Origin of the sequence: Phreatobacter sp. (genome assembly GCF_027532945.1) — a bacterium.
Taxonomy (GTDB): Bacteria; Pseudomonadota; Alphaproteobacteria; order Rhizobiales; family Phreatobacteraceae; genus Phreatobacter.
This window is the reverse complement of record NZ_JAPZTZ010000029.1, coordinates 24,815-48,847: the sequence shown is the minus strand read 5'-3', so window position 1 is coordinate 48,847 and position 24,033 is coordinate 24,815. Positions and strand designations below refer to the sequence as shown.

The 24,033-nt window shown below is 69.5% G+C and carries 19 protein-coding genes; 13 read left to right on the top strand and 6 right to left on the bottom strand.

Translation table 11 applies throughout. The annotated features are described in order from the left end of the window. The first annotated feature begins 196 nt into the window (after positions 1-196). From O9344_RS18410 to O9344_RS18350, 13 genes are all read left to right on the top strand, one after another. Complete coding sequence (locus O9344_RS18410; RefSeq protein WP_298480813.1) at positions 197-1,690, top strand: D-alanyl-D-alanine carboxypeptidase family protein; 1,494 nt, start codon at positions 197-199, stop codon at positions 1,688-1,690. Then, on the top strand, positions 1,687-2,598 hold the full coding sequence (locus O9344_RS18405; protein WP_298480811.1) for an EamA family transporter: 912 nt from the start codon (positions 1,687-1,689) through the stop codon (positions 2,596-2,598). The genes O9344_RS18410 and O9344_RS18405 overlap by 4 nt, the downstream gene beginning before the upstream one ends. After that, positions 2,588-3,697: a GTP-binding protein gene (locus O9344_RS18400; RefSeq protein ID WP_298480809.1), complete on the top strand. Its 1,110-nt coding sequence runs from the start codon at positions 2,588-2,590 to the stop codon at positions 3,695-3,697. The genes O9344_RS18405 and O9344_RS18400 overlap by 11 nt, the downstream gene beginning before the upstream one ends. A 73-nt stretch (positions 3,698-3,770) precedes the next feature. Continuing rightward, positions 3,771-4,544 carry a trans-aconitate 2-methyltransferase gene (gene tam / locus O9344_RS18395; protein WP_298480807.1) on the top strand — a complete coding sequence of 258 codons (774 nt, stop codon included), beginning with the start codon at positions 3,771-3,773 and terminating at the stop codon, positions 4,542-4,544. Positions 4,545-4,583: 39 nt separating this feature from the next. Then, a complete protein-coding gene (locus tag O9344_RS18390; RefSeq protein WP_298480804.1) occupies positions 4,584-5,336 on the top strand; it encodes an SDR family NAD(P)-dependent oxidoreductase in 753 nt (250 codons plus the stop codon). Positions 5,337-5,394: 58 nt separating this feature from the next. Continuing rightward, positions 5,395-5,997: an ANTAR domain-containing protein gene (locus O9344_RS18385; RefSeq protein ID WP_298480803.1), complete on the top strand. Its 603-nt coding sequence runs from the start codon at positions 5,395-5,397 to the stop codon at positions 5,995-5,997. After that, a complete protein-coding gene (locus O9344_RS18380) occupies positions 5,994-7,151 on the top strand; it encodes a CmpA/NrtA family ABC transporter substrate-binding protein (protein ID WP_298480801.1) in 1,158 nt (385 codons plus the stop codon). The genes O9344_RS18385 and O9344_RS18380 overlap by 4 nt, the downstream gene beginning before the upstream one ends. Positions 7,152-7,540: 389 nt before the next feature. Continuing rightward, positions 7,541-8,878, top strand: a complete 1,338-nt coding sequence (locus O9344_RS18375) for a CmpA/NrtA family ABC transporter substrate-binding protein (protein WP_298480799.1) — start codon at positions 7,541-7,543, stop codon at positions 8,876-8,878. A gap of 91 nt (positions 8,879-8,969) precedes the next feature. Then, the gene (gene ntrB / locus O9344_RS18370; RefSeq protein ID WP_298480797.1) at positions 8,970-9,878 is read left to right on the top strand and encodes a nitrate ABC transporter permease; all 909 of its coding nucleotides are present in this window, start codon (positions 8,970-8,972) and stop codon (positions 9,876-9,878) included. A gap of 10 nt (positions 9,879-9,888) precedes the next feature. Further along, positions 9,889-10,689, top strand: a complete 801-nt coding sequence (locus O9344_RS18365; protein WP_298480795.1) for an ABC transporter ATP-binding protein — start codon at positions 9,889-9,891, stop codon at positions 10,687-10,689. A gap of 10 nt (positions 10,690-10,699) precedes the next feature. Further along, complete coding sequence (locus O9344_RS18360; protein WP_298480793.1) at positions 10,700-11,908, top strand: FAD-dependent oxidoreductase; 1,209 nt, start codon at positions 10,700-10,702, stop codon at positions 11,906-11,908. Position 11,909: 1 nt separating this feature from the next. Beyond that, positions 11,910-14,594 (top strand): nitrate reductase, encoded by a 2,685-nt coding sequence (locus tag O9344_RS18355; RefSeq protein ID WP_298480791.1) that lies wholly within the window; start codon positions 11,910-11,912, stop codon positions 14,592-14,594. 127 nt (positions 14,595-14,721) lie between these two features. Continuing rightward, entirely contained in the window at positions 14,722-15,693 is a 972-nt protein-coding gene (locus tag O9344_RS18350) for a tripartite tricarboxylate transporter substrate-binding protein (protein ID WP_298480789.1), read from the top strand. 9 nt (positions 15,694-15,702) lie between these two features. Here O9344_RS18350 and O9344_RS18345 read toward each other — a convergent pair whose 3' ends face one another. The 6 genes from O9344_RS18345 to O9344_RS18320 all read right to left on the bottom strand — a co-directional run bounded on the left by O9344_RS18345 (position 15,703) and on the right by O9344_RS18320 (position 23,994). Continuing rightward, entirely contained in the window at positions 15,703-16,074 is a 372-nt protein-coding gene (locus tag O9344_RS18345; RefSeq protein WP_298480787.1) for a DUF1304 domain-containing protein, read from the bottom strand. A gap of 32 nt (positions 16,075-16,106) precedes the next feature. Continuing rightward, a complete protein-coding gene (metW, locus tag O9344_RS18340; RefSeq protein WP_298480785.1) occupies positions 16,107-16,730 on the bottom strand; it encodes a methionine biosynthesis protein MetW in 624 nt (207 codons plus the stop codon). Between the two features lie 14 nt (positions 16,731-16,744). After that, a complete protein-coding gene (locus O9344_RS18335; RefSeq protein WP_298480783.1) occupies positions 16,745-17,920 on the bottom strand; it encodes a homoserine O-acetyltransferase in 1,176 nt (391 codons plus the stop codon). A gap of 94 nt (positions 17,921-18,014) precedes the next feature. After that, positions 18,015-18,398, bottom strand: a complete 384-nt coding sequence (locus tag O9344_RS18330) for an RNA-binding S4 domain-containing protein (RefSeq protein ID WP_298480781.1) — start codon at positions 18,396-18,398, stop codon at positions 18,015-18,017. A gap of 19 nt (positions 18,399-18,417) precedes the next feature. Next, positions 18,418-21,723 carry a helicase-related protein gene (locus O9344_RS18325; RefSeq protein ID WP_298480779.1) on the bottom strand — a complete coding sequence of 1,102 codons (3,306 nt, stop codon included), beginning with the start codon at positions 21,721-21,723 and terminating at the stop codon, positions 18,418-18,420. 339 nt (positions 21,724-22,062) lie between these two features. Next, positions 22,063-23,994 carry a PAS domain S-box protein gene (locus O9344_RS18320; protein ID WP_298480777.1) on the bottom strand — a complete coding sequence of 644 codons (1,932 nt, stop codon included), beginning with the start codon at positions 23,992-23,994 and terminating at the stop codon, positions 22,063-22,065. Positions 23,995-24,033 lie beyond the last annotated feature (39 nt).

The window sequence follows — 24,033 nt, the reverse complement described above, 5'->3', positions numbered from 1 at the left end:
GCCGAACCCGCGCCATCCTCCGTCCGGCGCATGGCAGGCGCGACGCGGTTGCGAGGCCGGCCCGCCGTCACGCTTTGGCCGCCTTCGTCCCGTTTCACAGAGACCCCGATCTGACCCCCGCTTCTCCCTTGGCGAAAGCCGCAAGAAGCGGATAAACAGGGTCGGTTGCGCCGCCCGTGCCAGAAGGCCCAAGCCATTGCGGATCAGAATTCCTGTCCTCGCCGGCGCGCTCGCCCTCATCGCCGGTCTCGCCCCGGCCGCGGCCCAGCAGGTCGGGCCGACCATTGTCGTCGACGTGGCCTCGGGCCAGGTCCTGCAATCCGATCGCGGCGGTACCCCCTGGCTGCCGGCCTCGCTCACCAAGATGATGACCACCTATGTGGCGCTCCGTCAGGTGCGCGCCGGTCGCCTGTCGCTGGATACCGGCCTCGTCGTCTCGCAGCGCGCCTTCCGCTCCGCACCGTCCAAGATGGGCTTCCGGCCGGGCACGGTGGTGACCCTCGACAACGCCCTGAAGATGATCATGGTCAAGTCGGCCAACGATGTGTCGGTGACCATCGCCGAGGGCGTCGGCGGCTCGGTCGAGGCCTTCGCCGGCATGATGAATGCCGAAGCCCAGCGGCTCGGCATGAGCGGCACCCGCTTCATCAACCCGAACGGCCTACCCGGCGCCGGCCAGCAGACCACCGCCCGTGACATGGCCCTGCTCGCCCGCGCCATGATGCGGGAATTCCCCGAACAGGCGCAGCTCTGGCGCATTCCGGCGATCCGCTACGGCAACCGCGTCATGCGCAACCCGAACCACCTGATCGGCCGCTACCAGGGCGCCGACGGGTTCAAGACCGGCTTCACCTGCGCCTCCGGCTTCAACGTCGTCGCGACGGCCACGCGCGGCGGCCGCCAGCTCATCGTCGTCGTGCTGGGCGCCACCTCGGCCCGCGGCCGGGCGGAGACGGCGGCCGGCCTGTTCGAGCGCCATTTCGTCTCCGGCGGTTCGGGAATTGGCCTCGATGGCATCGCCAATGACCTCTCCTCCGGTCCGCCTGATATCCGCGACCAGACCTGCCGCCGCCGTGGTCCGCGCGGCCCCGTCTATATCGAAGCGGGCGAGGAGCTCGACGCCGAGCCGGTCGCCGCGGCCCACACCGCCGACCCAGGCAATCTCTCCTATGCGCAGATGATGGCGCAGCAGCAGAGCCGCACCGCCCGTCCCGGCACGCGTCCGACGGCGCTCGCTGCCATGCCAGGGGCCGTCGTGTCGCTGCTCGGCCCCTACCGCCCGAGCACGGACCCGGTGCCGGTCTTCATCGGCAGCCGCGCGCCGGCAACGCCCCCTGCCGGTCCAGCCCTTGCCTCGGCCGGCAACCGGGCGGTGACGCTGCCCGCTGCCGCCCCGGCCAATGTCACAGTGGCCCCCACGCCCCCCGCCGCAGCCATCGCGCCCGCAGCGGGAGCCATCCGCGGCGGCGCTGCCCCTGCGGCCGCGATACCGGTCCGCCATGGCGCCATTGCGCCGACAGGAGCACCGATGATGCTCAACGGCGCGCTGCCGCCCGAGCGCCCCGCCACCGCTCCGCCGCGTCCCGCGCAGCGCGCCGCTCCGGCCACGCGCCAGAACCGCGCCGCCAACGCCAACCGCCAGACTCCCCGCCCGGCCCAGCGTCCGCAGCGGCCCGCCGCCCAGCCGTGATCCGCAGCTCCGTCGGCATCGGCATTGCGGCGGCCCTCGCCTCGGCGACGGCCTATGGCATCAACATCGTCTATGCGCGCATGGCGACCCAGCAGGGCGTCTCGGCCGCCGACCTCGTCTTCCTGCGCGTCTTCCTGATGCTCGGCGCGGTGGCGGTGGTCGCGGCCCTGAGCCGGGCGGCGCTCCGCTTGCCGGCAGCCGGGCGGCCATCGATCCTCGGCCTCGGCATCGCCTCGGCCGGCGTCGGCCTCGCCTATTTCTTCGCCGTCTCCTTCGTGCCGATCGGCGTCGCGGCGATCATCTTCTACACCTTCCCCTTGCTCATCCTTCTCGCCAGCCCCTTCGTCGAAGGCGGGCGCTTCACCCTCCACCGCTTCTTCGTCTTCGCGCTGGCCTTTGCCGGCCTTGCCATCGCCATCGGCCCGAAGCTCGGCGACATCGACCCGCGTGGCATCCTGCTCGCGGCGCTCGCCAGCACGCTCGCCGCCTGGCAGTTCTTCATGGCCTCGCGGTCCGGCCGGCATGTCGGCCCCCAGGCGATGATGTTCTGGTCGCACATCGTCATCATGCCGATCTCGGGGGCCGCTGCCCTCCTCCTCGGGGGCATCGGCTGGGGCGCGATCGCCAACGCCTGGCTGCCGAGCGCCTTGACGGTGGTCGGCTATCTCGCCGGCTTCGCCCTGCAGATGGTGGCGGCACGCCGCGCGCCGGCGGCGATGATCGGCCTGATCTTCTGCCTCGAACCGGTGGTCGCCATCCTCTTTGCCGGCCTCGTCCTTGGCGAAACGCTCTCCTATGCCCAGATGATCGGCAGCCTCCTCGTGCTCGCCGCCCTCGTCGCCTCCTCGCTGGCGGAACTGAGGCGCGAGCCGCAAACCCCGCCGGTGCCCGCCTCCGATGGCCGCTGACCCCGCTCCCCGCCGCCCGCGACCGCCCGTGCCGGTGACCGTGCTCACCGGCTTCCTCGGCGCCGGCAAGACGACGCTCCTGAACCGCCTGCTCGCCGATCCGGCCCTCGCCGACACCGCCGTGCTCATCAACGAGTTCGGCGAGATCGGCCTCGACCACCTGCTGGTCCGAACGGTGGAAGAGGGCATCGTCATGCTGTCCTCGGGCTGCGTCTGCTGCACCGTGCGCGGCGATCTGGTCGCTGCGCTCGAGGATCTCCTGCGCGCCGTGGACAATGGGCGCGTCGAGCCTTTCGCCCGCGTCGTCATCGAGACCACCGGCCTCGCCGACCCGATCCCCGTCCTGCACACGCTGATGGCCCATCCCTATCTGGCGCTGCGCTACAAGATCGACGCCGTTGTCACGGTGGTGGATGCGGTGAACGGCCTTGCGACCCTCGACGCCCACCCGGAAGCGGTGCGGCAGGCGGCCGTGGCCGACCGCATCGTCATCACCAAGACCGACCTGGTCGACGAGACGCGCCGCCCCGCCTATCTCGCGCTACTCGAGCGCCTCGCGGCGCTGAGCCCGGCCGCCCGCCGCCTCGATGCGGCCAAGGGCGAGGCGACCACCGAGGCCATCCTCGCCGCCGGCCTCCACGACCCCGTCACCAAGATCCCCGACGTCGCACGCTGGCTCAACGAGGAGGCGCTGACCGGCGCCGATTCCGCGCCCCACGGCCATGACGACGGCATCCGCGCCTTCGTCCTCACCACCGACCAGGCGATGGGCTCAGCCGCCTTCGACATGTTCCTCGAGCTCTTGCGCGGCGCCCACGGGCCGCATCTCCTGCGGGTGAAGGGCGTGGTGAAGATCGCCGAATTCCCGGAACGGCCAGTGGTGGTGCATGGCGCGCAGCACCTCTTCCACCCCACCACCGTGCTCGATTCCTGGCCGGACGGCGACGCGCGCACCCGCATCGTCTTCATCCTCAAGGACATGGATCCGGCGGTGATCCGCGCGCTGCACGACGCCTTCCTCGGCATCGCGCGGCCCGACCAGGCCGACCGGACGGCGCTCACCGACAACCCCCTTGCCATTCCGGGCATGCGCCTGTGACGAAGGGGGCCACCCCGCGCGGCCTTGCGACGCGCCCCGACCGGTGATCGACTGCACCGCGCGGGAGGCGTGCATGGACTGGTCGGCCAAGCAATATGTGAAGTTCGAGAACGAACGAACGCGGCCCGCCCGTGACCTGCTGGCCGCTGTGCCGACGCGCCAGCCGCGGCGGGTCGTCGACCTCGGCTGCGGGCCCGGCAACACCACCGAACTGCTGCTGGAGGCCTTTCCGCAAGCCGAGATCATCGGCCTCAATTCTTCCCCCGACATGATCACCAATGCCCGCGCCCGCCTGAGCGGTATCCGTTTCGAGGTCGCCGACCTCACGACCTGGCGGCCGGAGCCGACAGCGCCCGTCGACATCCTTTATTCCAACGCCGTCTTCCAGTGGGTCCCTGGCCACGAGACGATCCTGCCGCGGCTCCTCGGCCTCCTGCCCGAGGGCGGAAGCCTCGCGCTGCAGATGCCGGACAATCTCGACGAGCCGAGCCATGTGGGCATGCGTGACGCCGCCGCCGACGGGCCCTGGGCCGGCCGGCTCGCAGCCGCGGCGGGCACGCGCACCGCGCTCGGCAGCGCCGCCTGGTACTACCGGCTGCTGAAGCCCCACGCTGCCCGTGTCGACGTCTGGCGCACGGTCTACCACCACCCGCTCGACGGGCTCGACGGCATCGTCGAGTGGTTCAAGGGCTCAGGGCTCCGTCCCTTCCTCGCCGCCCTCCAGCCGGAGGAGCGCGAGGCCTATCTCTCCGCCTATCGCACGCGGATCGCACCGCACTATCCCGTCGACGCGGAGGGCAAGGTGCTGCTCGCCTTCCCCCGCCTCTTCATCGTCGCGACGCGCTGACGACCCCAACGACAAAAACAGCCCTGAGGAAACGACCCCATGAACCGCATTGATCTCACCGGCCGCACCGCTGTCATCACCGGCGGCGCCCGTGGCATCGGCTATGCCGCCGCCCGCCGCATGCTCGACTCCGGTGCCGCCGTGGCACTCTGGGATATCGACGCCGCCCGGCTGAAGGAGGCGGCGGCGACGCTGGCCGCCGGCGCCAAGGTCAGCACCCATGTCGTGGAGCTCACCGACGAGGCATCGGTGCAGGCGGCGACCGAGGCAACCGTCGCAGCCCATGGCGGCATCGACATCCTCGTCAACAATGCCGGCATCACCGGCGGCAACGGCAAGACCTGGGAGCTCTCGCCGGAGGTCTGGCGCCGGGTCGTCGACGTCAACCTTGTCGGGCCGTTCCTGACCTGCCGGGCCATCGTGCCGGTCATGCTGGCCAAGGGCTATGGCCGCATCGTCAACATCGCCTCCATCGCCGGCAAGGACGGCAACCCCAACGCCTCCCACTATTCGGCGTCGAAGGCGGGCCTGATCGGCCTCACCAAGTCGCTCGGCAAGGAACTCGCGACCTCCGGCATCCTGGTGAACTGCATCACGCCGGCGGCGGCCCGTACCGAGATCTTCGACCAGATGAAGCAGGAGCATATCGACTTCATGCTGTCGAAGATCCCGATGAGCCGCTTTCTCCAGGTCGACGAGGCCGCGGCCATGATCGCCTGGCTGTCCTCGGAGGATTGCGCCTTCTCCACCGGCGCCGTCTTCGACATTTCCGGAGGCCGCGCCGTCTATTGACGGCAAGCCTCCGCGGGCTTGCAGCCGGGGCGAGTGCAGTGCACCCTCGACCCACATCATGCCGGACCCGATCCCCAACGATCTGAGCCTGACCATCGCCATCGTCGACGAAAGCCGCTCCCGCGCGGCGATCATCGAGGAGGGCCTGCGCGACGCCGGCTATTCCCGCATCGTCCATATCGGCGAGATGACCAATCTGCTCGCCCGGCTCTACGCCACCGATCCGGACGTCGTGGTCATCGACCTCGAGAACCCCTCTCGCGACGTGCTGGAACAGCTCTTCCAGGTGTCGCGGCTGGTGAAGCGGCCGGTCGCCATGTTCGTCGACCAGTCCGACACCGGCATGATCAACAAGGCCATCGAGGCCGGCGTCTCCGCCTATGTGGTGGACGGCCTGAAGAAGGAGCGGGTCAAGGCGATCCTCGACATGTGCGTCGCCCGCTTCCACGCCTTTGCGCGGCTGCAGAACGAACTCGACCAGGCGAAATCGGCCCTTGAGGAGCGCAAGGTGGTCGAGCGCGCCAAGGGTCTGCTGATGAAACACAAGGGCATCTCCGAGGAGGAGGCCTATGCCCTGCTGCGCAAGCGCGCCATGAACGAGAAGAAGAAGCTGGGAGAGATCGCGCAGGCGGTGGTCACCGGTCTGGAGATGCTGGGATGAAACGGATCACCATCGGCTTCATCCCCCTCACCGACGCGGCACCGCTGATCGCGGCCCACGAGCGCGGCTTCGCCGAGGAAGAGGGCCTCGCCTTCGACCTCGTCCGCGAGGTTTCCTGGGCCAATATCCGCGACAAGCTCTCCATCGGCCTGTTCGACGCCGCCCACATGCTGACCCCGCTGGCCATCGCCAGCGCGCTCGGCATCGGCCATGTCACGGTGCCGCTCATCGCTCCGGCGACGCTCGCCCTCAATGGCAACGCCATCACCCTCTCCGCCGCCTTCGTGCGGGAGCTTGGCGACCTTCCGGATGACCCAGTTGCGGCACTGCCGCTCTTCGCAGCCGCCATCCGCCGGCGGGTGGAGGCAGGCCTCAACCCGCCGGTCTTCGCCTCGACCTTCCCCTATTCCACCCACAATTACATCTTGCGCGCCTATCTCGCCGCTGGTGGCATCGATCCTGATCGCGACGTGCAGCTCGTCGTCATCCCGCCGCCGCTCATGGCGGGGTCGCTGGAGAAGGGCCTGATCGACGGCTTCTGCGTGGGATCGCCCTGGAACTCCGTGGCGGTGGATCGCGGCGCCGGTCACATCCTCACCCCGAGCTCCGCCCTCTTTGCCCGCATCCCCGAGAAGACGCTGGTCATCGGCGACATACTGGCCGGCGGCGATCCCGATACGCTGCGCGCCATCGTAGCCGCGACGGCGAAGGGCGCCGCCTGGTGCGCCGATCCAGCCAATGCGCTCGAACTGGCGGCGATCCTCTCCGCGCCGCATTACCTCGGCGTCTCGGCGCCACTGGTGCTCAGGACCATCGAGGGGCGGTTGGTCTTCGCCCCCGGCGGGCCCTCGCGCTCGGTTCCGGACTTCATCCGCTACGACGTGCCGGGCACGGTGCGTCCCGATGCCGGCCGCTACGCTTGGCTCTATGCCCAGATGGTGCGCTGGGGCCAGACGCGCTTCGATCCGGGCATCCCGGCCCGCATCGCGGCGCTCATCCGCACCGACATCTATGACGCCGCCATGCCGGGCCCGCTGCCGCCGGCCGATGCCGATCCCATCGGCAGCATCCTCGAACCGGCCTTCGACCCCGCCGACCTCGCTGGCTATCTCGCCCGTTTCGATGACCGGGGCCTGCCGAAGCTGCGCGCCTGACGCGTATGTGCGCTGCACAATCCTGTGGCAGCACGCCAGACAAATGGCGTCGATTCGGTCTGATGCCCAGGGCCTCGACCACCGCGATCCCTGCGGAAAGCCAGTGAAAGCGGCCGCCGGCCGTGCCCGAGGCACTTGGCACAAGCCTTGAATACTCATCTCTGAAGCGATGCCGTGAGGTGTCGCGAGGCCCGACGCTGGGCCGCTCAGCAACGCCGCTGACAAATGTCCGACGAGCAGCCCGCACAGCCAGGGCAGGCCGCACCCGGACCTTTGTTGGCGGTTTTTTTATTCCCGGCCGAGCCGGGACCGTGCAGCCCGCCGGGCGCCCGATGCGACCGGCCCAGACCTCCACCCGCGCCGCGAGGCGCCGAACCGGGATCCGACGCATGAGCAAGACTTCCAGGGACACGACCGCGGATGCTCCTCTCGCCGCCGCGCGCCGGCTGACGCGCCGCAGCTTCCTGCGCGACACTGCCGCGACCGCCGCGCTGCTCGCCGCCGCCAAGGCCGCACTGCCGTCAGGCGCCTTCGCGCAAGGGGCAGGTCCCGAGGTGAAGGGCACCAAGCTCGGCTACATCGCGCTGACTGACGCAGCGCCGCTCATCATCGCCAGGGAGAAGGGCTTCTACGCCAAGCACGGCGTGCCCGACATGGACATTGCCCGCCAGGCCTCGTGGGGCGCGACGCGCGACAACATGGCCCTCGGCACCAGGGCCAACGGCATCGACGGCGGTCACATCCTGCGGCCAAAGACGCATCTCTACTCCACCGGCAAGGTGATGCAGAACGGCCAGCCGCTGCCGATGTACACGCTCCTCAACCTCAACGAGGACGGCCAGGCCATCTCGGTCTCCAACGAGTACAAGGACCTGAACATCCAGAAGGATTCCTCGCCTCTGAAGGCCGCCTTCGAGCGCAAGAAGGCGCAGGGCAAGGAGCTGACCGCCGCGATGACCTTCCCGGGCGGCACCCACGACCTGTGGATCCGCTACTGGCTCGCCGCCGGCGGCATCGACCCCGACACCGACATCAAGGTGATCACCGTGCCGCCGCCGCAGATGGTGGCGAACATGAAGGTCGGCAACATGGACTGCTTCTGCGTCGGCGAGCCGTGGAACGAGCAGCTCGTCAACCAGGCCATCGGCTACACCGCCATCACCACCGGCGAGTTCTGGTTCAAGCATCCCGAGAAGATCCTCGGCATGCGCGCCGACTGGGTCGACGCCAATCCCCGCGCCACCCAGGCCATCCTCATGGCGGTGATGGAGGCGCAGCAGTGGTGCGACAAGATGGAGAACAAGGAGGAGCTGGCCCAGATCGTCAGCCGCCGCCAGTGGTTCAACGTCCCCGTCAACGACATCAACGGCCGCCTCAAGGGCAACATCAACTACGGCCACGGCCGCACCGTGTCCGACTCGCCGCTGCGCATGAAGTTCTGGGGTGAGGGCGGCGCTGCCTCCTACCCGTGGAAGAGCCTCGACACCTGGTTCGTCACCGAGAACATCCGCTGGGGCAAGTTCGAGCCGACGACCGACATCAAGGCGCTGGTCGACAGGACCAATCGTTCGGACCTCTGGCTGCAGGCGGCCAAGACCCTCGGCGTGTCGGGCGTGCCGACCTCCGACTCGCGCGGCGTCGAGACCTTCTTCGACGGCGTGAAGTTCGATCCGGCCGATCCCCAGGCCTATCTGCGCGGCCTCAAGATCAAGCGCGCCCAGGTCTGATGCCCCGCAGGACCTGACCTGCCGCATCCGATGCCGACTGCACGGCCGCCCGCCCGGGCGGCCGTCCCTTCCCCGCCCCGCGAGAGAGCCGATGTCCCGACCCGCATTGAGAGCCGTCGACACCGCAGAACCGGTCGCTCCCGCGCCGGCCCCGAAAGCCGAGGTCATCGCCCTGACGTTGAAACCCAAGAGCGCCGGCCTCGACTGGCTGAAGACCCGCGCCGTGGCGGTCGCCACCGCGGTGATCCCGCCGCTCCTGACCCTGGCGGTGATCCTCCTCGTCTGGGAGATCCTCTGCGCCAAGCCGGGTGCCACGCTGCCCTCGCCGAGCCAGGTCTGGCGCGACGCCAGCGATCTCATCCTCGACCCGTTCTTCGTCAACGGCAGCCAGGACATCGGGCTGGGCTGGCGCGTGCTGACCTCGCTGCAGCGGGTCGCCATCGGCTATGGCCTCGCCGCCCTGGTCGGCATCGCGGTCGGCACCATCGTGGGACAGTCGACCTGGGCCATGCGCGGCCTCGACCCGATCTTCCAGGTGCTGCGCACCGTGCCGCCGCTCGCCTGGCTGCCGATCTCGCTCGCCGCCTTCCGCGATGCCAATCCCAGCGCGATCTTCGTGATCTTCATCACCGCGATCTGGCCGATCCTCATCAACACCTCGGTCGGCATTCGCAACATCCCGCAGGACTATCGCAACGTCGCGGCGGTGCTGCGCCTCAACCAGATCGAGTTCTTCTGGAAGATCATGCTGCCCTCGGCGGCCCCCTACATCTTCACCGGCCTCAGGATCGGCGTCGGCCTCGCCTGGCTCGCCATCGTCGCGGCGGAGATGCTCACCGGCGGCGTCGGCATCGGCTTCTTCATCTGGGACGCGTGGAACTCCTCCAAGCTCTCCGACATCATCATCGCGCTCGTCTATATCGGCTCCGTCGGCTTCATCCTCGACCGGCTGATTGCGGGGCTCGCGACCATCGTCACCCGCGGCACGGCTGCCAATTGAGGATCGACCGATGAAGCAGGTTCCCTATCTCCTCATCGAGGGCGTCGAAAAGACCTTCACCCGCGGCGGCACGTCCAACAACGTGCTCTCGAACATCAATGTCGGCATCGACAAGGGCGAGTTCGTCGCGATCATCGGCCATTCCGGCTGTGGCAAGTCCACGCTGCTCAACATTATCGCCGGCCTGACGCCGGTGACCTCCGGCGGCGTGCTGCTCGAGAACAAGGAGGTCAACGCGCCGGGCCCCGAGCGCGCCGTGGTCTTCCAGAACCACTCGCTGCTGCCCTGGCTCACCGTCTACGACAATGTCCGCATGGCCGTGGACAAGGTCTTCCGCGGCGCCAAGAGCCGTGCAGAGCGCCACGAATGGACGATGCACAAGCTCGACCTCGTCCACATGGCCCATGCCAAGGATCGCCGCCCCGGCGAGATTTCCGGCGGCATGAAGCAGCGCGTCGGCATCGCCCGGGCGCTGGCCATGGAGCCGAAGATCCTGCTGCTCGACGAGCCCTTCGGCGCCCTCGACGCGCTCACCCGCGCCCATCTGCAGGACTCGGTCATGCAGATCCACGCGACGCTGAAGAACACCATGATCATGATCACCCATGACGTCGACGAGGCCGTGCTCCTCTCCGACCGGATCATCATGATGACCAACGGCCCCTCGGCGACCATCGGCGAGATCCTCGACGTCACCCTGCCGCGGCCGCGCAAGCGCCTCGAGCTGGTGGCCAATCCCACCTACATCAAGGCGCGCGAGGCGGTGCTGAAGTTCCTCTACGAGCGCCACGCCTTCGTCGAAGCGGCCTGACGGGCGCGCCATGTCCGAGCCGCTCGTCATCATCGGCAACGGCATGGCCGCGGCGCGCCTCGTCGAGGAGCTGGGTCGCCACGCGCTCGGGCGCTACGCGGTGCTGGTGGTGGGGGCCGAGCCGCACCTTGCCTATAATCGCGTGCTGCTCTCCTCCGTGCTCGCCGGCGAGATGACCGGCGCCGAGACCGAGCTGAAGCCACGCTCATGGTGGGAGGCGCAGGGCGTCACCCTCGTCTATGGCCGGCGCGCTGTCGCCATCGACCGCGACCGCAAGGAGGCGGTGCTGGAGGATGGCGCCCGGCTGCCCTATGCGAAGCTCGTCCTCGCCACCGGCTCGGATCCGATCCGCCTGTCCAAGCCCGGCATGGACCTTCCCGGCGTCGTCGCCTTCCGCGACCATCAGGATGTCGGCGCCATGCTGGCGGCGGCCGGTCCGGCAACACGCGCCGTAGTGATCGGCGGCGGCCTCCTCGGCATCGAGGCGGCCTGGGGCCTCGCCGCCACCGGCACGCAGGTGACCCTGGTCCATCTGATGGATCGCCTGATGGAGCGTCAGCTCGATGCGGAAGCCGCAGCCCTGCTCAAGGCGGCGCTGGAGACCCGCGGCATCACCGTGCTGCTCGGTGCCGACACCGCGGCGGTGGAGGGCGATGGCTGCGTCGAGGCCCTGCGCCTCACCGATGGGCGGGTGCTGGCCTGCGATATCGTCGTCTCGGCCGTCGGCATCCGCCCCAATGCCCTGCTGGCGCGGGAGGCGGGCCTCGACAACGGCCGCGGCGTCGTCGTCGACGACCGTCTCACCACCTCCGATGCCGACATCCATGCGATCGGCGAATGTGCCGAGCACCGGGGCACCTGCTACGGCCTGGTCGAGCCGGCCTACCAGCAGGCGGCGACGCTGGCGCGCCACCTCGCCGGACGGCCCGCGGCCTATGAGGGCACCGTGCTCGCCACCAACCTCAAGGTCTCCGGCGTGCCGGTCTTCTCGGCCGGCGACTTCCTCGGGCGTGAGGGCGACGAGGTCGTGATCTGGCGCGACCCCGGCCTTGGCACCTATCGCAAGCTGGTGCTGCGCGACGGGGCGCTCGCCGGCGCCATCCTCTTCGGCGAAACCGCCGACGCGCCCTGGTATCTCGACCTCATCCGCTCCGGCCGGCCGCTCGACCGCCTGCGCGATGCGGTGATCTTCGGCCCCGCCCTGGCCGAGGCCGCCTGACATGACCGTCCACGAGCCCCTGCCGAAGCCGGTTGCCACCACCTGCCCCTATTGCGGGGTCGGCTGCGGCGTCATCGCCGGCGCCGGCACCGACGGCAGCGTGACCATCGCCGGCGATCCCTCCCACCCCGCCAACCGCGGCAAGCTCTGCGTCAAGGGCTCGACCCTGGGGGAGACGCTCTCGCTCGAAGGCCGCCTACTCCATCCAATGATGCGCTCGCGCTCCGGCACCCTCGCGCGCGTGTCGTGGGAAACCGCCCTCGACGCCGTGGCGGAGGGCTTTCGCCGTGCGATCGATACAGCGGGACCGGACGCCACCGCCTTCTATCTCTCCGGCCAGCTGCTCACCGAGGATTATTACGCCGCCAACAAGCTGATGAAGGGCTTTGTCGGCACGGCCAATGTCGACACCAATTCACGGCTCTGCATGGCCTCCTCGGTCGCCGGCCACCGCCGCGCCTTCGGCGCCGACACCGTACCGGGGGCCTATGAGGACCTCGACGAGGCCGACCTGCTGATCCTCGTCGGATCGAATGCCGCCTGGTGCCACCCGGTCCTGTGGCAGCGCATGGTCGCCGCCCAGCGCGAGCGCGGCGCGCGCATCGTCGTGATCGATCCCCGCCGCACTGCCACCGCAGCCGATGCCGACCTCATGCTGCAGATCCGGCCGGGGACCGACACCGCCCTGTTTGCGGGCCTCCTCGTCCATCTTGCGAATGCCGGCGCCTGCGACACCGCCTATCTCGCTGCCCACACGACGGGCTTCGACGAGGCCCTCGCCCGCGCGCGCGAGATCACCCCGTCCCTCGCCGCCACGGCCGCCGCCACCGGTTTGGGCCTTGAGGATGTCGCGACCTTCTTTGCCTGGTTCACCGAGACCACACGCACCGTGACGCTCTACAGCCAGGGCGTGAACCAGTCGGCGCAGGGGACGGACAAGGTCTCGGCCATCCTCAACTGCCACCTCGCCACCGGCCGCATCGGCCGGCAGGGCATGGGCCCCTTCTCGCTGACCGGTCAGCCCAACGCCATGGGCGGCCGCGAGGTCGGCGGCCTCGCCAACATGCTCGCCGCCCATATGGGCTTCTCCGCGAGCGAGGTGGACCGCGTCCGCCGCTTCTGGGGCGCGCCGCGCATGGCCGAGCGCGAGGGGCTGAAGGCGGTGCAGATGTTCGACGCGGTCGCCGCCGGCGCCATCCGCGCCCTATGGGTCATGGGCACCAACCCCGCTGCCTCCATGCCGCGCGCCGATGCTGTCCGCGCCGCGCTCGGCGGGCTGGACCTGCTCGTGGTCTCCGACAACGTCCTGTCCAACGACACGATCCAGTCCGGCGCGCATATCCTGCTGCCCGCCGCCGCCTGGGGCGAGAAGGACGGCACCGTCACCAATTCCGAGCGCCGCATCTCGCGCCAGCGCCCCTTCCTGCCCCTGCCTGGCGAGGCGAGGCCCGACTGGTGGATCATCGCCGAGGTAGCCAAGCGCCTCGGTTTCGCCGAAGGCTTCGCCTGGCCGAATGTCGCCGCGGTCTTCCGTGAACATGCGGCGCTGTCGAGCTTCGAGAACCGCGGCAGCCGCGACTTCGACATCGGCGGCCTCGCCTGCCTGAGCGACGCCCAGTACGAGGACCTCGCCCCCGTCCAGTGGCCCGTCCGCAACCATACCGACCGCGGCCTGAAGCGCTTCTTCGCCGCCGGCGGCTTCTACACGGCGGACGGCCGCGCGCGGCTGGTGGCGGTTGCCCCGCCGGCCCTGACAGAGCCGGCGGACGCCGAGCGTCCCTTCCTTCTCAACACCGGCCGCACCCGCGACCAGTGGCACACGATGACGCGCACCGGCAAGGCGCAGACGCTCGGCCGCCACGCGCCCGAACCAACGCTCGCCATCCACCCGGAGGATGCCGCAGCGACAGGCCTCGCCGACGGTGCCATGGTGCGGATCGCCACCGCCCATGGCGAGGCGGTGCTGCGCCTGGCCACCGATCCGGGCCAGCGCCGCGGCGAGATCTTCGCGCCGATCCACTGGACCGGCGAGACCAGCGCCGCGGCCCGCGTCGGCGCGCTCGTCCAGGCCGCGACCGACCCCTTCTCGGGACAGCCAGAGCTGAAGGCGACACCGGCGGCGCTGGCATCCGTCGCCGTCACGACCGAAGGCTTCGTGCTGGCACGGTCGAGGCCTGCCGCCGATGCCGGCCTCCTGTGGACCCGGGTGACGGTCGAAAACGGCGAGGCCCTGCTCTTCGCCTCACCTGACGCACTCGACGGTCGGGACTTCATCCGCCGCCTCGCCGGCGACGGCGTCACCGTCACAGAGGTCAGCGATCCCGCCCGCGGCCTCTACCGCGCCGCCGCCTTCCGCGGCGACCAGCTGGATGCGGTCTGCTTCCTCGGCCCCGGTGCCCGTGCCGCCTATCCGGTGGTGGCAGGGCTCTTTGCTCGCGAGACGCTGGACGCCACCACTCGCAAGGCGCTGCTCGCCGGCCGTTCGCCCGACGGCCTGCCCGACCCCGGCCCCACCGTCTGCGCTTGTTTCTCTATCGGGCTCAATGCGGTGAAGGAGGCGATCACCGCGGGCGCGGGCGATGTCGATGCCGTGGGCAAGGCCACCCGCGCCGGCACCAATTGCGGCTCCTGCCGCTCCGAGATCCGCCGCATCCTCGTGCACAAACCCAGGCTCGTCTCGGCCTGAGGCCCTTCCCTCCGGTGGCGCAGGGGGGTGCTGCAAATTCGCGGTTGTCCCGCAGCTTCGCCCCGGTCCAAACTCGCCTCCAAGGCACGCCCGCTCCCGCGGGTTCAACGATGCCAGGAGGACACCCATGAAGAAGCTGCTTCTGGCTCTCGCCGGCGCCATCGCCCTTGGCCTCGCGCCCGCTGCCGCCCAGACCCCGCCCACCTGGCCGCAGCGCCAGGTGACGGTGATCGTGCCTTTCACGGCCGGCGGCACGACCGACCTCTTCGCCCGCATCTTCACCCAGGCGATGCAGCAGAAATACGGGACCGCCTTTGTCGTCGAGAACCGTGCGGGCGCCGGCGGCACGGTCGGTGCGGGCGCCGCGGCGCGCGCCCCGAAGGACGGCTATACGCTCTTCGTCGGCACGGCGAGCACCCACGCCATCGCGCCTTACGTCTACAAGCAGCTGACCTATGATGCCGACCGCGACTTCCAGCCGGTCAGCCTCTTCGCCACCCTGCCGAACATGCTGGTCGTGTCGAACAGCATCCCGGCGCGGACGTTCGCGGAGTTCGTCGCCTATGCCAAGGCCAATCCCGGCAAGCTGAACTACGGCTCCTCCGGCATCGGCGCCTCGAACCACATCCCCGCCGAGATCATCTCCAACCTCATCGGCGCGCCGATGACCCACATTCCCTTCCGCTCGTCCAACGAGATCATGAATGCGCTGGTGGGCGGCCACATTCACCTGGCCTTCGACAACATCACCTTCGCCTGGCCGCAGTCCCAGGGCGGCACGGTGCGCGCCATCGCGGTGACCTCGAAGGAGCGCAGCCCGACGGCCCCGGACGTGCCGGCCATTGCCGAGACCTTCCCGGATTTCGACATCGGCACCTGGCACGGGCTCTTCGCGCCGGCCGGCGTTCCGCGGGCGATCGTCGATCAGGTCGCCGCCGACGTGAGGGAGATCTTCTCGCGGCCTGACGTCGTGGCGAAGCTCAAGGAGATCGGCGCCGTCGCCGCGCCCAACGCCCCCGACGTCTTCACCGCCTTCGCCCGCACCGAGCGCGAGCGCTACCAGCGCATCGTCCGCGAGGCCCGCATCGAGCCGCAGTGAGCCTGCGGATCAGGCGCGCTCGCGGCTGATGAACACCGCGCCGAGCGCGAGGGCGGCGGGCAGGGCCTGGATGAAGAGGATCGAGGTCTTGGCCGTCGCCGCGCCATAGAGCCCGGCGACGAACACGCAGCCGAGGAAGAACACCTTGAGCGCGAAGGCGAGGTGCTTCGGCGCGATGAGGCTCCAGATCAGGCCGGCGGCAAGGAAGCCGTTATAGAGGCCCTGGTTGGCCGCCAGCACCACCGACTGCGCCGCGAAGTCCGGCGTCAGGTTGAAGGCGCGATGGCCGAAGGGCGTGTTCCACATAAACATCTCCACCACCAGGATGAAGACGTGGATGGCCGCCACAAGCGCGACGAGGAGTTTGGCAATAAGGGACATGAAAAGTCCTTTCGTCCTGAAATCCGCGACCGTCAGCGGGCGCGCGAGAGCTTGAACACCGCCTGCTCGCCGAACAGGTTCCAGAACCACCAGGGCGCGTCCACGCGTACCTCCCGGCCGGCGGCGTCGAGCGCGGTGGAATGGTCGATCACCGCATCGATCTCGCGCACGAGGTCGACGAAATCGCGGATGGTGCAGAAATGGATATTGGGCGTGTCGTACCAGTGGTACGGCAGGTTCTCGGACGTCGGCATCCGCCCGCGGGTCACGAGCTGGTAGCGCAGGCGCCAGTGGCCGAAATTCGGGAAGGAAACGATGGCCTGGCGGCCGATGCGCAGCATGTGCTCCAGCACGACGCGCGGCGCCCGTGTCGCCTGGATCGTCTGCGACAGGATCACCACGTCGAAGGCATTGTCCGGATAGAAGGCGAGGTCCGTGTCGGCATCGCCCTGGATGACGGCGAGACCCTCGGCGACGCAGCGGTTGACGCCCTCACGCGACAGTTCGATGCCGCGGCCGTCGACGCCCTTCTCGTCACGCAGCAGCTTCAGCAGCCCGCCATCGCCACAACCGACGTCGAGGACGCGCGAACCCGGCTGGATGAGCCGCGAGACGACGAGGTAATCCGCCCGGATCGGCCCGGGCACGGCGGTCATAGTGCGATCGGCGCTCACGCGATCCCCCTGGCGCGGGCGGCGGATTCGAGGAAGCCGCGGGTGATGGCGAAGAGTTCCGGCTCGTCGAGCAGGAAGGCGTCATGGCCCTTGTCCGAGGTGATCTCGGCGAAGGAAACCGAGGCGCCTGCCGCATTCAGCGCATGCACCACCTGGCGCGAATCCGCGGTCGGGAACAGCCAGTCGGAGGTGAAGGAGACGACGCAGAAGCGCGTCCGGGTGCCGGCGAAGGCGCGGGCGAGCGAGCCGCCATGGTCCGCGGCGATGTCGAAATAGTCCATCGCGCGCGTCACATAGAGATAGGAATTGGCGTCGAAGCGCTCGACGAAGGCCTCGCCCTGGTAGCGCAGATAGCTCTCGACCTGGAAATCCGCATCGAAGGAGAAGGTCGGCGCATCGCGGTCCTGGAAGCGGCGGCCGAACTTGCGATGCAGGGCAGCGTCCGAGAGATAGGTGATGTGGGCGGCCATGCGCGCCACCGCGAGGCCGGCCGAGGGCCGCGTGCCTTCGGCGAGGTAGCGTCCGCCGCGCCATTCCGGGTCGGCCATGATCGCCTGCCGGCCGACCTCGTGGAAGGCGATGTTCTGCGCCGAATGACGCGCGGCGGTGGCGATCGGCATGGCCGAAAACACGGCATCGCGATACTGCGCCGCCCATTGCAGCACCTGCATGCCGCCCATGGAGCCGCCGACGACGCTGAACAGCGTGTCGATGCCCAGCCGCTTCACCAGCATGGCCTGGGCCCGCACCATGTCGGGGATGGTGATGAGCGGCAGCGACAGGCCATAGGGCTGGCCGGTCGAGGGATCGGTCGAGGCGGGCCCGGTCGTGCCCATGCAGCCGCCGAGCACATTGGTGCAGATGACGAAATAGCGGTCCGTGTCGATCGGCTTGCCCGGACCGATCATGATGTCCCACCAGCCGGGCTTGCCGGTGACCGGGTTCTCGCTCGCCACATGCTGGTCGCCCGTCAGGGCATGGCAGACCAGGATGGCGTTGGAGCGCTCGGCATTGAGGGTGCCGTAGGTGCGATAGGCGATCTGGAACGGCGCGAGACTGATGCCGGCATCCAGCACCAGCGGTTCGTCGGTGCCGAAATGCGCGACGTCTCCGGCCGGCTGGTCGGCCTGCTGGCGGGCAAGATCGTCAGGGATGCGGCGGGCGCGGGCCATGGAAGAGAACGGTCCGGAGGAAGGCGTTTCGCAGGACAATCGCTTTGTTCGTTATTCCGAACGCCGCGGTCTGGCAAGCGGAATCACCGACGCATCAGTCCTCGTCGCCCCAGCGCAGGCGATCGAGGTCGCGCCGCTCCGCCTTGGTCGGGCGGCCGCTGCCCGGCTCGCGCCCGGCGACCGGCGAGGGCGGATCGAAGCGCGGCGGCTCGGGCGAGAGGTCCTCGTAGATGTGCTGGGCCTCGCTATAGGGCCCGCGGCGCTCGGCGAGGTCGAGCACCTTCAGCACCTTGACCCGGCCGTGCAGGGCAACGGTGAGCACATCGCCGACCCTCACCGGCTTGTGCGCCTGGTCGACGCGCGCGCCGTTGAGCCTCACCGAGCCGTCCTCGCACAAGGCGGCCGCGGCGCTGCGGGTCTTCACGACCCGGGCGAACCACAGCCACTTGTCGATCCTCAGCCGGTCCGTCTCGCTCAATCGCGCCCCGTTCTTGCCGTCACGGCTTCTTCGTCATCGCGTCCTTGAGCGCCGCCAGCTTGGCGAAGGGCGAAAGCGGGTCGGGCTCCTTCTCCTTGCGGGGCGCGCGATCCTGGAAACTGGCCGGGCCGCGGTTCTGGTCGCGACGGTCGTCACGCGGCGGGCGGCCGCCCTCCGGACCCTTGCCGCGGGCTTCGCCGAACTTGGAGAAGTCGCGCCGGGGCGGACGACCACCGGGCCGCTCCCCTTGCGGGCGCTCGCCGTGGGCACGATCGCCTTGGGGACGGTCACCTTGGGGACGGTCACCGCGCGGGCGATCACCCTGGCGGCGATTGCCCTCTGCACCAGCCTCGGCCGGCTGGCCCTCGCGCGGGCCCTGATTCCGCTGGCCACCACGCTGGCCGCGATCGTGCCGCGGGCGGCCCTGGCGCTGCTCGCCGTCGCCGCGCTCGCCGCCACGGCGGAAGTCGCGGCGCGCCGGGCGCTCGCCATCCATGCGGCCACCGGGACGCCAGACGTCGACGAGAGCGGGCTCGGCCGGTGCGTCGGTGGCGGCGGCTTCGGTGGTCTCGGCGGCGGACGCCTCCTCAGGAACCGTCTCGACGACGGCGTCATCGGCGGGCACTTCGGCAGCGGGCGCCGCTTCGGCGGAAGCCTCTTCGACGGGCGCCGCGACCGGCTCCTCGGCGGCCGGTTCCGGCTCGGACGCGGTCTCGACCACGGCGTCGGCAGCGATGGCCTCCTCGACCGTCTCGACAGCGAGAGCTCCATCCTCGGCGCCCTCGGCGGGCGTCTCGGCGGCAACCTCAGGCGTTGCCTCGGCCACGACCGGCGCCGGCTCGGCCGGCTTCGGCGGCGGCGCGGGCCGCTTCTCCATGCGGTAGCCGAGGCCCTTGAGGATCGAGGCGAAGTCCTCGCCCGAGCAGCCGACCAGCGAGGTCATGCTGACGGTGACGGTGAAGCCGCCGCCGGGGAAATGACCGGCGGGCTCCGGCGTCAGCGTGCCCGGCCGCCAGGCCAGCGCCGGGCGGATGATGTCGGCAAGGCGCTCGAGGATGTCGACGCGCACCGCACGGGCACCGAGCGCCCGGAAGCCGACGAGTCGATAGAGGTCCTTCTCGATCTCCGGATCGATGGCGATGGAGGTGCGGCCCGAGGCGGCGAGCGCCGGCAGCTCGGCGAGGCCCTTCTTCTCCAGCATGTCGTGGCGGAGCATGAAGAGCTGGAGCGCGAGGGCGCGCGGCGCCGGCTTCAGCGTCGCCGGCAGGTAGATGTGATAGGCGCCGAAGCGCACGCCGAGCTTGCGCAGGACGGCGCGCGCCTCCTGGTCGAGCTGCTTCACGTCCTCGGCGACCTTCGGCCGCTCGATGACGCCGACGGCCTCGGCAAGCTGGAAGGCGACGCCGCGGGCAAGGCCTGTGAGCTCCGGCGAGGCTTCCAGCGCCTGGACGGGGCCGAGCAGCTTGGCGATATGGGCATGGACCCAGAGGTCGAGGCGCGCCTGGACCTGGTCGCGCGGACCGCCGGTCAGGTGCTCGTCGGAGAGGATGCGCACCCGCGGCGCCAGAACCTTGTCACCGGCGACGAGCTTGGCCACCGCCTCGCCGTGCCAGCGGATGGTGCCGTCGCTGGAGAGGATGAAGGCCTCGTCGCCTGAGGACGACAACCGCTCGGCGCGGGCGTCGATCTCGCCGGCCAGCGCCTTCGAGGCGGCGGCGCGCAACGCCTTGCCGGCCTCGCCATCGCCCGCCTGCGGATCCGGCGCGAAGCGGAACCCTTCGAGGCGGCCGACATGCTGGCCCTCGACGGTGACGTCGCCGCTTTTGGTGATCTCGGCCTCGAGCATGGTGTTTTCCCTTAGGCGCCGCATCAGCACGCTCGTCCTGCGATCCACGAAGCGCTGCGTCAAGCGTTCATGGAGGGCATCGGACAAATTGTCTTCCACACGGCGGGTCTCGGCCTGCCAGTGAACGGGGTCGTCGACCCAATCGGGGCGGTTCGCCGCGAAGGTCCAGGTGCGGATATGCGCAATCCGCGTCGAGAGTGTGTCGATGTCGCCGTCGGTGCGGTCGGCGAAGGCGACCTGCGAGGCGATCCAGTCGGAGGGGATGCGCGCCGTGCGGCCGGTGAGATAGCCGTAGAGGGTGACGACGAGGTCGGCATGCGAGGCCGGCGAGATGCGCCGATAGTCCGGCATGAGGCAGGCGTCCCAGAGCCGCGACACCGCCTCGCGGCCGACCGCGCGCGCCTTCACCTCCGGATCGCGCAGGGCGAGTTCCAGCACCCGCTGATCGATGGCGATGGGCGAGCGGGTGAGGCCCGGCTCCTCCGGCACCACGTCGAGGCTGTCACGCAGGCTGTCGATGGAGCTGAAGTCGAGATGGGCATTGCGCCACTGAAGGACCTTGATGCCCTCGAAACTGTGGCTCTCCAGCGCCTGGACGAGATCATCCTCCAGCGGCGGGCAGCGGCCCGTCGTGCCGAAGGTGCCGTCGCGGTTGGAACGCCCGGCGCGGCCGGCAATCTGCGCGAACTCCACCGGGTTCAGCCGGCGGAACTGGTAGCCGTCGAACTTCCGGTCGGAGGCGAAGGCGACATGCTCGACATCGAGGTTGAGGCCCATGCCGATGGCGTCTGTCGCAATGAGATAGTCGACATCGCCGGCCTGGTAGAGCTCGACCTGGGCGTTGCGCGTGCGCGGCGACAGCGCCCCGAGAACCACGGCAGCGCCGCCACGCTGGCGGCGGATCAGCTCGGCGATCGCATAGACCTCATCCGCCGAGAAGGCGACGATGGCCGAGCGCCGCGGCAGGCGGGTGATCTTCTTCTCGCCCGCGAAGGTGAGGTTCGAGAAGCGTGGCCGGGTGACGATATTGATGCCGGGGATGAGCTTCTCGACAAGGCCCCGCATGGTGCCGGCGCCCAGCAGCATGGTCTCGTCGCGGCCGCGGCGATTGAGGATGCGGTCGGTGAAGACATGGCCGCGCTCGAGGTCCCCGGCGATCTGGATCTCGTCGATGGCGAGGAAGGACACATCGATGTCGAGCGGCATGGCCTCGACGGTCGCCACCCAGTAGCGCGCGCCCGGCGGCTTGATCTTCTCCTCGCCGGTCACGAGGGCGACCGCGCCAGCGCCGGCCCGCGCCACGAGCTTGGCATAGACCTCCCGCGCCAGCAGTCGCAGCGGCAAACCGATCAGGCCCGAGGGATGGGCCAGCATCCGTTCGATGGCGAGCGTCGTCTTGCCCGTATTGGTCGGGCCGAGGACTGCGGTGACCCCACGCCCTCGGTGGGCGGGGGGCAAAGGCGGAAGCGACAGGGTCATTCAGGGCCGTCTGTATCATGCCGGCACGCGAAAGGCGTGACATTTCGATGGACCCGGACGGCCTCGTTCACATCGGGAACGAGTCTGGAACGAATCGGGTCCGAATCGCTGACTCGCGTCGAATCCCGATTCGTTCACGACGACATGTGGTGTGCCAGAGTCATTCCAGGCACAAGGCGAGTCGATCGGGCGGGGCCGTGAGTCTTTTTCATCGCGCCGCGAGTCATCATGGTTGACGATGTCTTAACGACGACTCGGGAGAGCGGCTCTTCTTGCCCCACGGCAGACATCAAGACTCGAAAGCCCCGGGCCGGGATTCGCAGGCGGTGCGGCAGGACTCTAGGCGAAGGCGGCGAGGATTCGCCGCACGTCGGCGAGCGTGAACGGCTTCTCCATGGTCACCACTGCCTCGCCCGCGTGACGCTGGATGGCGCCGGGCCCCTCCACCGCGTCACCGGTCATGATGACGATGCGGTCGGCGAGCCGCGGATTGAGGGCGATGGCCCGGTCGCGGAAGCGAAGTCCGTCGATGCCCGGCATCCGCAGATCGACGAAGACCAGGTCGGCCTCCATGACCGCGCCCTCCTCCAGCGCCTCGCGCGCGGTCTGGGCCGGCAGCACGCGATGGCCGAACAGCTCCAGCATCTCGGCGAGGCCAGCGCGGACATCAGCCTCGTCGTCGACCACGAGGACGGCGAGCCCGGTCGCCTCTTCCGGCGCTGCCTCCTCGGCCGTGGTCGCGGCGCCCTCCGAGATCGGCAGCAGCACCGTGAAGGCGGCGCCGCCCGCCTCGCTGCGGCCGAGCGTGATCATGCCGCCATGCGATTCGACGATGGACTTGCAGATGGACAGGCCGATCCCGGTGCCGACACCGGCCGGCTTGGTGGTGAAATAGGGCTCGAAGATGCGCCCCGCGATCGCATCGGGCACGCCAGGGCCGTTATCGCTGACCACCAGACGCACATGGCCGTTCTTGCGGCGGGTGAGGATCGAGACACGGCGCGGCGGGTCGAGGTCGATCAGCGCGTGCTGGGCGTTGACGATGAGATTGGCGATGACCTGGCCGATGAAGTCGCGGTCGGCGGTGATATCCGGCAGGTCGGGGTCGAGGTCGAGCTCCAGCGTCACGTCATGACTGCGCAGGCCATAGGCGAGCATTTCACCGGTGGAGCGCACAAGGTCGTTGATCTGCGCCCGCTCGCGCGTCTCTGGACGCTGCCGCGCCATGGCGAGGAAGCTCTTGACGATTCGGCCCGCCCGGTCGGCGGCGGCGTGAATGCGTTCCGCGCGGCGTTTCTGGCCGGGATCGTTCGCCGTCTCCATCAGCAGGGTCGACTGGGCGACGAGGATGGCGAGCGGGTTGTTCAGCTCATGGGCGACGCCGGCGAGGAGCGAACCCATGGCGGAGAGCTTCTCCGCCTGGTGCAGGCGCTCGCGCTGGCGTTCGAGCTGCCGCTCCGCCTCGCGCGCCTCGGTGAGGTCGCGCAGATGGGCGGTGAAAACACGCCGCTCCGGCAGCTTGATCTCGGAAATGGTCAACTCGATCGGGATGAGCGAGCCGTCCGCGCGCTGCGCCTCCATGGTGAGGCGACGATCGAGGACGCGACTGATGCCGGTCGCCGTATAGCGCGCCATGCCGCTGGCATGGGCGGCCCTGAGCGCCGGCGGGACGATGAGTTCGCCGATGGGCTTGCCCACGGCCTGCGCCCGCGAATAGCCGAACGTCGCCATGGCCGCGGGGTTGAGATCCACCAGCATGCCGGCCTCGTCCACCACCATGATCGGGTCGATGGAGGTCTTGATGATGGCGGTGTTGATGGTCTCGGCGACGTTCAGCGCTGCGAGCCGGGCCTCCAGCGCCTCCTCGCGCTCGCGCAGGTCGGTGAGGTCGCGGATGAAGGCGATGAAACCGAGAAGGACGCCGTCGGCACCGAAACAGGGTGAGTAGAGCTGCTCGACATAGCGGCGCGCGCCAGTGCCGTAGGTCACCCAATCCGTCCATTGGATCGGCGAGCCCTTGCCGAGTTCGGGCAGGAGCGGCGCCGTCCGGCGATGCATCTCCTCACCGAGGATGTCGCGGACCGTCCGGCCGACAATATCCTCGAGCCGGAGACCGAACATGTCGAGCGCCACGCGGTTCGCATAGACGAACCGGCCCTCCGCATCGGCGGCGGTGACGCGGATCGGCATGGCGTCAAAAAGCCGACCGAGGATGGATCCGTCGAGTCGCCCATCATGTGCGACGGCGGCGTCCGTGAGGAGCGCCGCCATGCCGGGGAAACCGGATGGGGAAGAATGGCTGGGCGGTTC